General features: G+C 63.3%; 12 protein-coding genes and 2 riboswitches. Of the genes, 5 read left to right on the top strand and 7 right to left on the bottom strand.

The window, feature by feature from the left end; all coding sequences use genetic code 11:
* Nucleotides 1-22: 22 nt before the first annotated feature.
* Nucleotides 23-220: riboswitch (cobalamin riboswitch) on the top strand.
* A gap of 98 nt (nt 221-318) precedes the next feature.
* Genes RVAN_RS09225 through RVAN_RS09235 form a run of 3 tightly spaced genes read left to right on the top strand, consistent with a single transcriptional unit; the run spans nt 319 to nt 3218 of the window.
* Complete coding sequence (locus RVAN_RS09225; RefSeq protein ID WP_013419466.1) at nt 319-2376, top strand: ribonucleoside triphosphate reductase; 2058 nt, start codon at nt 319-321, stop codon at nt 2374-2376.
* 24 nt (nt 2377-2400) lie between these two features.
* Entirely contained in the window at nt 2401-2604 is a 204-nt protein-coding gene (gene nrdD, locus RVAN_RS09230; RefSeq protein ID WP_013419467.1) for an anaerobic ribonucleoside-triphosphate reductase, read from the top strand.
* Entirely contained in the window at nt 2601-3218 is a 618-nt protein-coding gene (locus RVAN_RS09235; RefSeq protein ID WP_013419468.1) for an anaerobic ribonucleoside-triphosphate reductase activating protein, read from the top strand. Before nrdD ends, RVAN_RS09235 begins: the two co-directional genes overlap by 4 nt.
* 115 nt (nt 3219-3333) lie before the next feature.
* Here RVAN_RS09235 and RVAN_RS09240 read toward each other — a convergent pair whose 3' ends face one another.
* On the bottom strand, nt 3334-3552 hold the full coding sequence (locus RVAN_RS09240; RefSeq protein ID WP_041787422.1) for a hypothetical protein: 219 nt from the start codon (nt 3550-3552) through the stop codon (nt 3334-3336).
* A 127-nt stretch (nt 3553-3679) separates the two neighbouring features.
* Here RVAN_RS09240 and RVAN_RS09245 point away from each other — a divergent pair, with 127 nt between their 5' ends.
* Both RVAN_RS09245 and RVAN_RS09250 read left to right on the top strand, forming a co-directional pair.
* Nucleotides 3680-5113: a short-chain fatty acyl-CoA regulator family protein gene (locus RVAN_RS09245; protein ID WP_013419470.1), complete on the top strand. Its 1434-nt coding sequence runs from the start codon at nt 3680-3682 to the stop codon at nt 5111-5113.
* A 97-nt stretch (nt 5114-5210) separates the two neighbouring features.
* Nucleotides 5211-5423, top strand: a riboswitch (cobalamin riboswitch).
* A gap of 38 nt (nt 5424-5461) precedes the next feature.
* Nucleotides 5462-6139, top strand: coding sequence for an energy-coupling factor ABC transporter permease (locus tag RVAN_RS09250; RefSeq protein ID WP_013419471.1), 678 nt, complete (start codon nt 5462-5464; stop codon nt 6137-6139).
* A gap of 56 nt (nt 6140-6195) precedes the next feature.
* Here the strand turns inward: RVAN_RS09250 and RVAN_RS09255 are convergent, their stop codons facing one another.
* The 6 genes from RVAN_RS09255 to RVAN_RS09280 form a co-directional block, all read right to left on the bottom strand.
* Nucleotides 6196-6912: a superoxide dismutase gene (locus RVAN_RS09255; RefSeq protein ID WP_013419472.1), complete on the bottom strand. Its 717-nt coding sequence runs from the start codon at nt 6910-6912 to the stop codon at nt 6196-6198.
* Nucleotides 6913-7018: 106 nt separating this feature from the next.
* Nucleotides 7019-9682, bottom strand: a complete 2664-nt coding sequence (locus RVAN_RS09260) for a bifunctional acetate--CoA ligase family protein/GNAT family N-acetyltransferase (RefSeq protein WP_013419473.1) — start codon at nt 9680-9682, stop codon at nt 7019-7021.
* A gap of 141 nt (nt 9683-9823) precedes the next feature.
* On the bottom strand, nt 9824-10540 hold the full coding sequence (locus RVAN_RS09265) for an ABC transporter ATP-binding protein (RefSeq protein ID WP_013419474.1): 717 nt from the start codon (nt 10538-10540) through the stop codon (nt 9824-9826).
* On the bottom strand, nt 10537-12330 hold the full coding sequence (locus RVAN_RS09270) for an ABC transporter permease subunit (RefSeq protein ID WP_013419475.1): 1794 nt from the start codon (nt 12328-12330) through the stop codon (nt 10537-10539). Before RVAN_RS09270 ends, RVAN_RS09265 begins: the two co-directional genes overlap by 4 nt.
* A 1-nt stretch (nt 12331) precedes the next feature.
* Complete coding sequence (locus RVAN_RS09275) at nt 12332-13192, bottom strand: branched-chain amino acid ABC transporter permease (protein ID WP_013419476.1); 861 nt, start codon at nt 13190-13192, stop codon at nt 12332-12334.
* A 76-nt stretch (nt 13193-13268) separates the two neighbouring features.
* Nucleotides 13269-14453 carry an ABC transporter substrate-binding protein gene (locus RVAN_RS09280; protein ID WP_013419477.1) on the bottom strand — a complete coding sequence of 395 codons (1185 nt, stop codon included), beginning with the start codon at nt 14451-14453 and terminating at the stop codon, nt 13269-13271.
* Between the last annotated feature and the right edge of the window lie 111 nt (nt 14454-14564).

Consider the following 14564-nt stretch of genomic DNA (forward strand, 5'->3'; position numbering starts at 1 on the left):
GACTCGACAAAGCGAATCACACCCTAAATGTGGGGGTCACGGTGCCCCGATAGCGCAAGATTCGGGAGCCAAGAGGGAAGCCGGTGCAACTCCGGCGCTGCCCCCGCAACTGTAAGCGGCGAGCCGCCGTCGATAGCGTCACTGGTGCGAAAGCGCCGGGAAGGCCAGACGGAAGCATTGACCCGCGAGCCAGGAGACCTGCCGCGACGCCGAATTAAACGTCCTCGGGCGGGGTGTCCGCAGGCCGAGCCGTAACCGGTGAGCCGGTTGCGTTCGCGTGCCTGTCGCTCCCGCCCCCATGATCCAACGGGGGTTTACTTGTCTTCCAGTCCTGACTCCACGGCGGTCGTATCCGCCGCCCGCCTGCCGCTCAGCATCGTGAAACGCTCGGGCGCGCTTGCGCCGTTCGACGCGGCGAAGATCCGCTCCGCCGTCGAGCGCGCGGGCCGCGCCACCGGCGATTTCGACGCCACCGAGGCGCATCTCCTCGCCATTCAGGCCGTGAAGGTCATTGCGCATCGCTTCGCGAGCCGGTCGCCCCACATCGAGGAAATTCAGGACATCGTCGAGCAGGTGCTCATCTCCGCGAACCACTTCGCGACCGCGCGCGCCTACATCGTCTACCGCGAGCAGCGCGCGCGCCTTCGCGCCGACCGCCACGCGGCCATCGACGTCGAAAGCTCGATGAACGAATACCTTGAGCGGGCGGACTGGCGCGTGAACGCGAACGCCAATCAGGGTTATTCGCTGGGCGGCCTGATCCTGAACGTCTCCGGCAAGGTGGTCGCGAATTACTGGCTCAGCCACGTCTACCCGCCGGAAGTCGGCCGCGCGCACCGCGATGGCGACATCCACATTCACGACCTCGACATGTTGGCGGGCTACTGCGCGGGCTGGTCGCTGCGCACGCTTTTGCAGGAAGGGCTGAACGGCGTGCCCGGCAAGGTCGAGGCCGCGCCGCCGAAGCATCTGTCGAGCGCTGTCGGGCAGATCGTGAACTTCCTCGGCACGCTTCAGAACGAGTGGGCGGGCGCGCAGGCGTTTTCCTCGTTCGATACCTACATGGCGGCGTTCATCCGCAGGGACCAACTGCCCTATCATGAGGTGCGCCAGTGCATTCAGGAGCTGATCTATAACCTCAACGTGCCGTCGCGCTGGGGCACGCAGACACCGTTCACGAACCTGACTTTCGACTGGACCTGCCCGGAAGATCTTCGCGATCAGGTGCCGGTCATCGGCGGCGTCGAGATGGATTTCACCTACGGCGATCTTCAGGCCGAGATGGATATGATCAACCGCGCCTATATGGAGGTCATGATTGCGGGCGATGCGAAGGGCCGCGTTTTCACCTTCCCCATACCGACCTACAATATCACCCCTGATTTCCCGTGGGAGAGCGAGAACGCGACACGCCTCTTCGAGATGACGGCGAAATACGGCCTCCCCTACTTCCAGAACTTCGTGAATTCGGAGCTGAAGCCGAACATGGTGCGGTCCATGTGCTGCCGCCTCCAGCTCGACCTGACGGAGCTTCTGAAGCGCGGCAACGGGCTGTTCGGCTCGGCGGAGCAGACGGGCTCGGTCGGCGTCGTGACCATGAACTGCGCGCGGCTCGGCTTCCTGCACAAGGGCGACGAAGCGGCGCTGTTCGCGCGGCTCGACGATCTGCTCGACATCGGCCGCACGAGCCTCGAAATCAAGCGCAAGGTCATCCAGCGCCACATGGATGCGGGGCTGTTCCCCTACACGAAGCGCTACCTCGGCACGCTGCGCAATCACTTCTCGACGCTCGGCGTGAACGGCCTCAACGAGATGATCCGCAACTTCACCGACGACGCGGAGGACATCTCGACGCCGTGGGGCCACGCCTTCGCGCTCCGCTTCCTCGACCATGTGCGCGCGAAGATGGTGGCGTTCCAGGAGGAAACCGGCCACCTCTATAACCTCGAAGCGACGCCCGCCGAGGGCACGACATACCGCTTTGCGCGTGAGGACCGGAAGCGCTTCGACGGCATCCTTCAGGCGGGCACGGACGAGACGCCGTATTACACCAACTCCAGCCAGTTGCCTGTCGGCTTCACCGACGATCCGTTCGATGCGCTGACCCGGCAGGAGCCACTACAGGCGAAGTATACCGGCGGTACGGTGCTTCATCTCTACATGGGTGAACGCATTTCTTCGGCGGAGGCGTGCAAGAAGCTCGTGCGCCGCGCGCTCGAAAACTTCCGCATCCCCTACATCACCGTGACGCCGACGTTCTCCATCTGCCCGACGCACGGCTACATCGCGGGCGAGCACAAGTTCTGCCCGATCTGCGACGAGGAGCGGCTTGCGGCGAAGCGGGCACGGCTCGGCGCACGCAAGGCGGCGGCGTAACACATCAACAGAGGGAGCAAAGACATGAACGCACATTGGACCCCCACCGCCGACGACGTGACGCTGGCCGACGACGAGCGCCAGCCCTGCGAAGTCTGGACGCGCGTGATGGGCTATCACCGGCCCGTCTCGTCGTTCAATCAGGGCAAGGTCGGCGAATTCAACGAGCGGCTGTATTTCCGCGAATGCAAGGCCGAGCGCGCCGACGCCGACAAGAGCGCGCAATGACGCTCATCGAGATTGGCGGGTTCGCCCGCCTTTCCTCCGTCGACTGGCCGGGGCAGCTTGCGGCGACCGTGTTCTGTCAGGGCTGCCCGTGGGCCTGCCGCTACTGCCACAACGCATCGCTGATGCGGGCGGGCAGCGGCGCGGGGCCGTCATGGGCCGAGGTGCGCTCCTTCCTCGAAACGCGACGCGGACTGCTTGACGCGGTGGTGTTTTCTGGCGGCGAGCCGACCTTGCAGACGCATCTGCCGGAGGCGATGGCCGAAGTGCGCGCGATGGGCTTTCGCGTCGGCCTCCACAGCGCGGGGCCATATCCGGCGCGGCTCGCGGCCGTCCTGCCGCTGGTCGACTGGGTGGGCTTCGACGTGAAAGCGCCGTTCGCTGAGTATGAGAGCATCACGGGCGTTCCGGGCAGCGGCGAGCGCGCGGCGGAAAGTTTGCGGCTGCTGGTGGCGAGCGGCGTGGCGTTCGAGACGCGGACGACGGTTCACCCCGCCCTGCTGGACGACGCGGCGCTCGCGCGCATCGCCGCCGAACTGGCCGCACTCGGCATCGCGAACAACCGAATCCAGCCGTTTCGCTCGCTCGGATGCACAGACGCCGCGCTTGCTGCATGAAACAAGCGCGGCGTCGCCGCATGCCGACGGCCTTGCGCCGCCTGCCCGTGGCTCGACGGCATGCGTTTGGGGTCAGGCGAGGGGAAGCCTGGCGCCCGATGTGAACGGCACCGTGCTATCGGGATGTGCACGTCGCTCCGTCGATTTGACGCGGCGCATCGCCGAGGCTTGCGCTGCGTTCGCGCGGGTCAGGCTCGCACCAGTCCGCGTCGCAGCCGAGGGGACACGCGGAGAGTGCGAACTCGGCGGGACGATCCGGCCAGCGAGGCGGCTCCATCGTGTGCGCGGGCAGTGCTTCCGCCGCCGTCGCCTTGTAAACCAATCGCATCGTCATGAACCCCCTTGTCGCCGAGCCGTGGGTGTTACAATATTCGCCGACGAGACTATTTCGAAGGGCTGAAAATGCAGGGTTTTGCGAATGGGTATCGCTCGTTTTGCGAATTTTGCGAATGGACGATTGAATGAAGAAGGTCTTCGTCGGTGTAAAGCTGAAGCGGCTGCGCGAAGAACGCGGATTGACGCAAATCGCCTTCGCTGAAGCGATCGGGCTGTCGGCGAGCTATCTGAACCAGCTTGAGAAGAACCAGCGGCCGCTCACCGTGCCGGTCCTGCTGCGCATCAACGCGACCTTCGGTGCCGACATGCAGCTTTTGTCGGACGGCGACGAAGCGCGCATGATCGCCGACCTGAAAGAGGTCTTCTCGGACCCGGCGAGCGGCGAAACCGTCAGTCTCGCCGAGATCCGCGAGATCGCCGCCTCGATGCCTGCTGCGGGCCGCGCGATCGTGGCGCTTCACCGAAGGTTGCGCCACGTGACGGAACGCGGGGACGCGATGGCCCATGAATTGGGCCTGGGTGCTGCCGGTCTTGCAACCGTTGCGCCCATGCCGTTCGAGCAGGTGCGCGACTTCTTCTACCGCCACCACAACTACTTCGCCGAACTGGATGAGGCTGCGGAAAAGCTTTTCGCCGAGGCTGAGCTGGTCGAGGGCGAAGTCGTCGAGGGGCTTGCGCGCTATCTGGAGCAGCGGCACGGCGTCCGCATCGGCGTGAGAAAGCCCGAGGGAGAGGCTCCGAGCCGGCAGGCCAACCGCGACTATAATCCGAAGGAGCGCGTGCTTCGCCTCTCCGCGCGCCTCGATCAAGGCCAGCGCGCCTTTCAAATGGCGACGCAACTCGCGTTCCTTGAGATGGGGGAGCCGCTGAACCGGCTCGCGAGGGAAGCGGCGCTGGGCTCGCCCGCGACGCACGCGCTTGCGCGTATCGGCCTTGCCAACTATTTCGCGGCGGCCCTTCTGATGCCCTACCGCGCTTTTCTTGCTGCCGCCGAAGCCGCGCGCTACGACATCGACAGGCTCGCGGAGCAATTCGGCGTCGGCTTCGAGACGATCAGCCACCGACTTAGCTCGCTTCAGCGGCCCTCAGCGGCAGGCGTTCCCTTCTTCCTCATCCGCGTGGACCGCGCGGGAAACATCTCGAAGCGCCAGTCTGCCACCGATTTCCATTTTTCACGCGTGGGCGGCGCATGCCCGCTCTGGAATGTGTACGAGGCTTTCGCGCAGCCGGGTCGCACGTTGACACAGGTGGCGCAGATGACGGACGGACGCACCTACCTATGGATCGCCCGCGCGGTGCGGCATACGGTTGGCGGCTATGGCGAGCCGGACAAGACCTTCGCCATCGGGCTCGGCTGCGATATCCGCCACGCGCCACGGCTCGTCTATTCCAAAGGGCTCGATCTCGACGATCCCGCCGCTGCCACGCCCATTGGCGCAGGATGCAAGGTGTGCGAGCGCCCGTCCTGCCCGCAACGCGCCTTCCCGATGATCGGACGGTCGCTCGCGGTAAATGAAAATCGGAGCACTTTCCTGCCCTACGCTGGCGCGTCTGTATAACCGGACCGAGCCACGACCATGCGTGAGATCCCTCCCGGCTACTGACACTTCTCCGCAACCGTCCTCAAACAGCTTGACAGCTGTCCGTGTTCGGCGGCGTGTTGCAGGTGCGCACGGTGTTTGGATGCGTCGCATCCGAACTGAAACGGGAACGGGGAATGGTGTTGAGCCAGAGCCCCGACCGCCCCCGCGACTGTGAGCGGCGAGTAACTTTCGATGGTGCCACTGGCACGGGCTTCGGCCCAGCCGGGAAGGCGGAAGGTTGCAGCGACCCGCGAGTCAGGAGACCGGCCGAGCGCATGACATCAACCTTTCGCGCCGTCGGGTGAGACGGCAGAGGAAAAATCCATGCATATTGAACCCGGTCTCGTGGACGGCGGGAAAATCTGGCTGAGCTATGCCACGGCAGCAGGCGCTGGCGGCTATGCCCTGAAACTCGCCTATGATTCGGCGCGCGAACGCGGAGTGCTGTCTCTGCTTTCGCGGAGCGCGGCGACAACCGCCCTTGTCTTTTCATTCTTCGAGGTGCTGCCGCATTACCCGGTCGGCGTGTCGGAGGTTCATCTCATCCTCGGCTCGACGCTGTTCCTGATCTTCGGCGCCGCGCCGGCGGCGATAGGGCTCGCGCTCGGGCTCTTGGTACAGGGCCTGTTCTTTGCGCCCTTCGATCTGCCTCAGTACGGCATGAACGTGACCACGTTGCTCGTGCCTCTGTTCGGCATCAAGGCGGTGGCGGGCCGCATTATCGCGCCGCACACGCCTTATGTGGAGCTGAAATATTTGCAGGCACTGGCTCTTTCGACGACCTATCAGGCGGGCATCGTGGCATGGGTGGCCTTCTGGGCCTTCTACGGCCAGGGTTTCGGCATGGAGAATGTGACCGAGATCACCACGTTCGGCGGTGCTTACATGCTGGTCATATTGGTCGAGCCGCTGGTCGACCTCGGCGTGCTCGCCGTGGCCAAGGCCCTACACCACCTGAAAGGCAACGCCCTTCTGGAGCGCCGTCTCTTCGAAGGCGTCTGAGCCGAAAAGGAGGCGCTTTCGAGCGCCTCTTCTCCATCGGGCTTGTCCATCGCTCGCTAAATATCCAGATCCCCGGCCTTCGCGGCGGCGTATCGGTCGCCGACCGCTTTCCAGTTCACCACGTCCCACCACGCTTTCAGGTAATCGGGCCGCCTGTTCTGATATTTCAGATAATAGGCGTGCTCCCAGACATCGTTGCCGAACAGCACGCGCGTTCCCTTCATCAGCGGCGTGTCCTGATTGGGCGCTGCGACGAGAGCCAGCTTGCCGTCCTTATCGACTGTTACGAAGACCCAGCCTGACCCAAAGACCTTGGTTCCGGCCGTGTTCAGCTGCTCCTTCAGCTTGTCGAGTCCGCCGAAATCGCGGTCGATGGCGGCCTTCAAAGCGCCCTGCGGCTCGCCGCCGTCCTTGGCCATCACCTGCCAGAACATCGTGTGATTGGCATGCCCGCCCGCGTTGTTGCGCACGGTCGTGCGGATCGTGTCGGGGATCTCATCGAGTTTCGCGAGGATCTGCGAAAGCGGCCACTCCGCGATCTTCGGGTGATCCTTGAGCGCGGCGTTCAGGTTGTTCACATAGGCGGCATGATGCTTGTCGTGATGGAGTTCCATCGTCTTGGCGTCGATCGTCGGCTCAAGCGCATCGAATGCATAGGGCAATGGAGGGAGCTTGAACGGGCCGGACGCTTGAGCGAAGGACCGATCAATCACTATGAACGTGGAAAATGCCGCTGCTCCTGTGAGGAAGGCCCTGCGATTCACGGCGATCATTCTGGCTCCTTTCGGCGTGACACGGATCAATGCAGCTTTTGCTGACGAGCCGATAACGGCCAAGGCGGCCTGAGGGTCCATCGAGGGGGACGGCTATTGGCGTGATTCAAGCTGTTTCCGGGTTGACACGAAGCGTGCATTCCACAAGGTCTGGATCGGCACCGGTCACAGCCTCAAACCCGAATTTGCCCCCTAGCCTCAGCATCGGCTCGTTGCCCGCGAGCACCTGCGCGCCGATCGCTTCGGTTTGTCGCTTGCGATGGTAGCGAATGATCCTGTCCATCAGGATGCTGCCGAGGCCGGTTCCCTTGAGATCCGATCGCACGAGAATGGCTAGTTCCGCCCTCTTGTTGTCGGGATCGGTGACTGTACGCACGACGCCCAGCGTGGAAGCGTGACCATCCGTTCCCGTGGTTGAGGCGATGAAAGCCATTTCCCGGTCATAGTCGATCTGTGTCATGCGGGCGAGTTGGTGGTGCTGCAATTTCTGCGTGGAGCCGAAAAAGCGATAGCGCAAATCTTGCGGGCTCGTTCGGCCGATGAGATCAGCGTGAGCGGGCTCGTCCTCCGGGCGGATCGGACGCAGCAAAATCTCCGAGCCGTCGTGAAGCGTCGTCGCTTCTTCCAGCCCGGACGGATATGGCAGGATCGAGAACCGACGCCGGTCCGTGTCGTCGGGCGCCACGAGCTGGATGCGAGCGTCCACCGCGACCACTCCCTGATGGTTCGCGAACAACGGATTGATATCGCAGGCTGTGATTTCCGGATTATCGACGAGCAGGGCCGAAAGGCGCACGAGGGCTTGCGCGATGGCGTCCCGATTCGCCTCCGGGCGCAGGCCGTGCGCCTCGAACCGCCTCGAAATGCGCGTGCGGTCGATCATCTGGCGAGCAAGCGGAAGGTTCAACGGCGGCAGCGCAACCGTGTGATCGCGGACGAGTTCGACGGCGCGGCCGCCTTCGCCGAAGACGAGAACCGGGCCGAACAGCGGATCGCAGGAAATGCCCATCATCAACTGGCGCGAATGCGGCCATACCACCATGCGCTGGAGTGCAAAGCCCTCGATCCGCACTTCGGGGGCGACGTCTCGGACGCGCCGCATGATGCCTTCTGCGGCGGAGCGCACGGCATCAGCGTTTTCGAGGTTCAACGCGACCGCGCCCGCATCCCATTTACGAGGCAGGTCGGGAGAAGATAGCGTCAACGCCACGGGGTAGCCGATGCGCTCGGCGACCGCCGCGGCTTCGTCCGCCGTCCCGACGAGAATGCTTTCGAGCGTCGGAATGCCATAGGACGCGAGCAGGCGGCGGCTATCCGGCTCGCTGAGCACGCCGTCGGGCCGCGAAAGACCGTTTTCAACGATGGCCCGCGCCGTGACGCGGTCGGGCGCGAAGTTCGCGAGATCCGCCGGAGGGGTTTCCATCAGCATCGCAAGGTTGCGGCGATGCTGTACGATATGACCGAAGCCGCCTACCGCCGCGCCGATGGAATTATAGCTGCACAGGCCCGCCTCTGCGAAAAGGGCGAGCGCCGCACTCGCCGTCTCGCCACCGAGCCAGCACGCCAGCACGCCGCTTCGGTAGCGTTTCTGCGCCTCGACGACGGCGCGCGCGATTTCGGAGCTGTCCGTCATCGCATTCGGCGCATGGATAATCAGGATGCCATCGACCTCGAGCGCTTCGGAAAGCACCTTCAGCGCGGCCGTATAGTCGTCCGCCGACGCGCCTGCGCCAAGATCGACGGGATTGGCGGGGCGTCGACCGCGCGGCAGCACTTTCGCCAGCTGCGAGAGCGTCTTCTCCGAAAGGTCGGCGATAGAGCCTCGCTCCGCCGTGTTGATCTCGTCGATTGCCATGATCGCCGCGCCGCCGGCGTTCGACAGAATCGCGAGACGCTCTCCGCGCACCTGTTTCGTACGCGACAGCGTTTCCACGGCCGAAAACAACTCGTCGATGGAGTACACCCTCAGTGCCCCGGCGCGCCTGACGGTCGCATCGAAGGCCCCATCCGGCGAGGCGAGCGTCTCGGACAGAAATTGACCGATGGGATGGTTAGTGGAGCGATTGCCGCCCTTCAGGATTAGAACCGGCTTGTTGCGCGCGGCCGCTCTGGCGGCGGAGACAAACCCACGCCGCTCGCGGATTGTCTCGATATGGAGCAGGATCGCTTTCGTCTCTTCGTCCTTCGACAGATAGTCCATCATGTCGGCGAAATCGATCTCGACCGCGTCGCCGAGCGACACAACGCAGGAGAACCCGATGCCGCGCGGCTTCGCCCAATCGAGAGCGGCGGCACACAAGGCGCCCGATTGGGAGACGAAAGCCACCCGGCCGGGGTGCGCCTGCATGTGGGCGAAGTTCGCGTAGAGGTTCGCTTTAGGCACGCACACGCCAAGGCTCGCCCCGCCGAGAAGACGCAGGTCGTATCGACGCGCAGCGGCCAGCAGCGCATCGGGGTCGCTCATGTCGGCCGCTACAATGGCTGCGCGGGTTCCTCTTTTCCCGAGATCCTCGATCACGCCGGGGACTGCCGGGCCGGGTGTGCAAATCACCGCCAGTTCCGGGCAAAGCGGAAGATCCGCAACAGTCTTGTAGGTGAGAACACCGGCCACGGCCTCCCTTCGCGGATTGACCGGAAGTATAGGCCCGGCGAAACGCCCATCCAGAAGGTTGCGCATGACGATATTGCCGACCGAACGAGGACGCTCGCTCGCCCCGATCACCGCGATCGATTTGGGAGCGAAAAAATACTGCAAATTCTGAATGGACATGCAGTCGCCTTTTGGGTTCGCTGCAACCTGGGCTGAAATGTCGAATATCTCTACGAGCTTAGATATAGGATTTCACGACGATCCGGGAAAGGAAGAAGGAGCGGGACACGGCGATCCCGCGCCCCGCTGGAGGGTTCTTTTTCAAAGCCCCAACTGGCTGCGCACAAAGTCGTCATTTGCCGCCAATGCGTGCGTATCGCCCTCGAACACGATCTGGCCCTTCACGAGAATGATATGGCGGCGGCAGAGCTTCACGACGTCGTCGAGGTTCTTGTCGACCACGACGATGGCAACGCCCCGGTCCGCGATAAGTCTCAACGTGCGCCAGATATCGTCACGCACGAGCGGCGCTAGCCCCTCCGTCGCCTCGTCGACCAGCAGCAGCGAGGGATTGCTCATCAGCGCGCGGCCGATTGTCAGCATCTGCTGTTCGCCGCCTGACAATTGATTGCCCCAATTGGTGCGACGCTCCGCGAGCCTCGGAAACAGGTCGATAACCGCTTCGCGTGTCCAGTCACGACGCCCATCCGCGCCTTCGCGCTCGGCGAAAACGAGGTTCTCCTCAACGGTCAGGTTCGGGAAGATGCCGCGTCCCTCCGGCACGAAACCGACGCCGGCGCGTGCAATAGCGCTCGGCCGCCAGCCTCTCATTTCGACACCGGCGAAGCGGATATCGCCGCTCTTCGGCACGACGAGGCCCATGAGCGACCGCATCAGCGTCGTTTTCCCCATACCGTTGCGGCCGAGCAGACTGACCGTCTCACCGCGCCCGACATGGAAATCGACGCTGCGAAGCACGTGGCTCGCGCCGTAGTATGTGTTGAGGCCGCGCGCCTCAAGCAGCGGTGTCTCGCTCATGACTTCGCTCCCTCGGTCTCGATCTCTGGCGCGTGACCGCCGAGATAGGCGGTAATCACCTCTTCGTTGCGTCGAACTTCGTCGGGGGTGCCGTGCGCAATAAGACGTCCCAGCGCCAGTACGGTCAGCGTATCCGCGACAGCGAAGACGGCGTCCATGTCATGCTCGATCAGCACGATGGTGTGGTTCTTCTTGAGGTCGCGTAGCAGGTCGATCACGCGCCGCGTCTCCTCCGGTCCCATGCCTGCGAGCGGTTCGTCGAGAATGAGGATGCTGCCGCCGCTTGCGATCAGCATCGCAATTTCGAGCTGGCGCTGCTCGCCGTTGGACATAGCGCCAGCAATGGTGTCCGCCTTGTCGGCGAGACCTACGACGGTGAGCGCATGGGCGACTTTGGCCTGTTCGGATGCGCTCAGGCGCTCGGTCAGGCGCACCACCGATGGATGTCGGGCTTGTGCCGCGAGCCGACAATTTTCCTCGACCGTGAAGGTTGCGAAGATATTCGTCCGCTGGAACGAGCGTCCGACGCCGCGTCGCGCGATCTTGTATGCCGGAGCCCCTGCCACATTGACGCCATCGACGGTCACTTCGCCCGCGGAAGGCTTCAGCGCGCCGGACAGGAGATTCGTGAACGTCGTTTTCCCGGCTCCATTGGGCCCGATTATCGCGTGGACGAGATCGGGCTCGAAAGAGATCGTGACACCATCGACCGCGCGCAGGCCGCCGAAGGTTTTGGCAAGATCCTTTGTCGCCAGTATCGACGCCCTGCGTGGCTCGGCAGGCGCGTCGCCGGAGGGCTGAAGCAACGCTTTCTTCGCGGGGCGAGCGGCGTTGCGCAAGAACCCGGCGAGCCCATCAGGCGACAGCAGAACGGCGATGACGAGCACAGCGCCGGTGCCCAGGAGCCAATGCGACGAAACGAAGTCGCCGACGAGGCTCGCGGTCTTCAGGGTCTCTTCGAGCGAGACATAGAAAAGAGCGCCGAGGATCGGTCCGAACAAGGTTCCCGCGCCGCCGAGAACGACCATCATGATCGCGAGGCCGGACTGATGCCAGGAGAAGAGATCGGGCGTCACGAAGCCGTCGATGCAGGCGAACAGCGCACCGGCGAGACCGGCGAACGCGCCGGAGACGACAAACGCGGCGAGCTTGAAGCGATAGGCATCAAAGCCAAGCGCCGACAGCCGCGTTTCGTTCGACTTCAATCCCTGCACGACGCGCCCGAACGGCGTTCTGGCGAGCATATACAGGGCAACGACGGTGAACACGAGCAGCGCCAGGCAGACATAGAAGAACACGCGGCGGTCGTCGAAATCGATCAGCGTGTGGCCCAGGATCGTCAGGTCCGGCTTGATGTTGATGTAGGCGCCGTCTGCCCCCTTGGCGATATCGGTGTCGTGAAACAGCGAGAACATCATCTGGCCCGCCGCCAGCGTGACCATGATGAAATAGAAGCCGCGCGTGAGGCAGGCGAAAGCGCCGATAACCAGCGCGCAGACCGCCCCCACCCCGACGCCAGCGCCGAGCGCGACGAAAACGTTGGCCGCGCCTTCGTCCGATGACACGAAATAGACGGCATAGGCGCCCACGCCGAAAAAGGCCGCGTGTCCGAAGGAGATGAGCCCGGCGAGCCCGAGCGCGAAATCGAGGCTTACGACGAAGATCGACAGGATGATGAGCCGCGTGGCGAATTTGATGCCATACGGCCCGACGAAAAACGGCAACGCGGCGAACAGCAGCACCAGAAAGGCGAGCAGCAGCAACGCGCGGAGCGATGGTGTTTTCAACATCTCACGACCTCCCGAACAGGCCAGAAGGCCGCACAACCAGGATCAGCGCCATCACCGCGTAGATCAGCACGCTGGAGAATTCCGGTACGAAGACTTTCCCGAAGGCGTCGGCGAGGCCGATCAGCAGCGCGCCGAGGAATGCGCCTCGGATCGAGCCGATGCCGCCGATGACGACGATGACAAAGGAGATGATCAGAACGCGATCGCCGATCCCCGGATAGGCGCTCTCGACTGGCGCGGCGAGAATGCCAGCGGCCGCCGCCAGCGCCACACCTGCCGCAAAAACCATCCGGTACAGGATGCGGGAATCGTAGCCGAGAGCCTCGACCATTTCCGGATTGGATTCAGCTGCGCGGATCAGGCGGCCGACTCGCGTCCGCTGGATGACGAACATCATTGCGAGTGCCAGAGCGACGCAGATCCCCATCAGCGCGAAGCGATAAACCGGATAGCCCAGATCGGGCGTGAGAGAGATGCTCGACGAGAGGTAGGACGGCGTCGGAATGGAGAGCGGGTGATTGCCCCACAGCGTCTGCTGCACTTCCTTGAACACGAGGATCAGCGCGAAAGTCAGCAGAACCTGCTGGAGATGATCGCGCTTGTAGAGGTGACGGATGAACAGCCATTCGATCGCCGCGCCGAACACGAAGGCGAGCGGAATGCCGACCGCCAGCGCGACGAAAATGTCGCCGAATTGCGCCGTCAGCGTCACCGCCAGATAGGCTCCAAGCATGTAGAACGAGCCGTGGGCGAGATTGATGACGCCAAGAATGCCGAAGACCAACGTCAGGCCGCTGGCCGCGAGGAATAGCAACAGGCCGTATTGCAGCCCGTTCAATATCTGGACGAGGACAAGGCTCATGAACACAATCCGGGGGCTTCGGGAGCGGTCGATATCGACACGCCCCCGCGATGAATGAAAAGTTCGAGACTGTCGTTCAGGTCATCTTGCAGCCGGTGGTGTCGCCGGCGAGCTTTTCGGCCGCGAGCCCCAGAAGCCTGTTTTCGCCACCGCGCAATTCACGCAGGTAGAAATTTTGAATTGGATTGTGCGAGGTTCCGAGTTTGAAAGGTCCACGCGGGCTATCGAACGAGGCGTTGCGCATGGCGGCGAACATTTCCGGCCGCTTCTTCGTGTCACCGCCGACCGCTTCGAGGCCGATGCGCAGCAACTGCATGGCGTCCCATCCCTGTACGGCGTAGACGTCCGGCGCCACATTGTATTCCGCCATGAAATCCTGGGAGAACTTCTTGTTTTCCAGATTATCGAGGCTTTCGACGTAGTGAAGCGCAGTCTTGACGCCGTCGCCCGCAGGTCCAGCCGCCTTCTCGATGCCGTCCGTAAGGAAGCCAGGCCCCCAGAGTTGTATCTTCTCGTTGAGCTTGGCGCCGGCATAGTCCTTGATGAACTTGAGGGCGCCGCCACCAGCGAAGAACGAATAGACCGCGTCCGGCTTGAGTGAGCCGACCTCAGCGAGGATCGATTGAAACTCTACGTCCGGGAAGGGCAGCGTGATGTCCTTGATGATTTCGCCGCCGCCAGCGATGAAGGCTTTCTTGAAGCCAGCGACCATTTCCTCGCCTGCCGCATATTTCCACGTAACGGTGACTGCCCTCTTGATGCCAGCTTTCAGCATCGCTTGCCCGGTTGCATCGCCAACCTGACCGTTACCGAATGAAGTGCGGAAAATGTTCGGTGCGCAGCCGCCGCGTGTCATCGCGTCCACGCCAGCGTTCGGAATGAGCGTCGGCAAGCCGTCTTCACGCGCCATTTTGGCCATTGCCATGGCAACGCCCGAGTGGACGGTGCCCACGAGCACGTCGACTTTTTCGCCGGATATCAGCTTGGTCGTGTTCTCCGTCGCCTTGGCCGGTTCGGACGCGTCATCGACCTTGACGAAGACGATGTCGCGGCCGGCGAGCTTGCCGCCTTGTTGCTTGGCGTAAAGCTCCATCGCTCGGGTGATCGCTCCGCCAAGCGGAGCATAGGTGCCCGAGGACGGGAGGAGCAGGCCGATCTTCAGCGTGTTCGCCTGCGCCCAGGAGGGCCGGATGAACGGCGCTGCGATGGTGGATGCGCCAGCGGCACCTGCGAGTATGAGTAGGCGGCGTCTGTTGATCATGTTTTTCTCTCCCCTTTGAGCTTTCGCTTCATTTTATTGTTCGTCAGGCAGGCTTCGCTGGATCGCGTCTTGCACCCATGCTTCGTTGCTCACCTCGTGTGGCTCGAGCCG

The sequence above is a fragment of the Rhodomicrobium vannielii ATCC 17100 genome, from assembly GCF_000166055.1.
GTDB classification, from domain to species: Bacteria; Pseudomonadota; Alphaproteobacteria; order Rhizobiales; family Rhodomicrobiaceae; genus Rhodomicrobium; species Rhodomicrobium vannielii.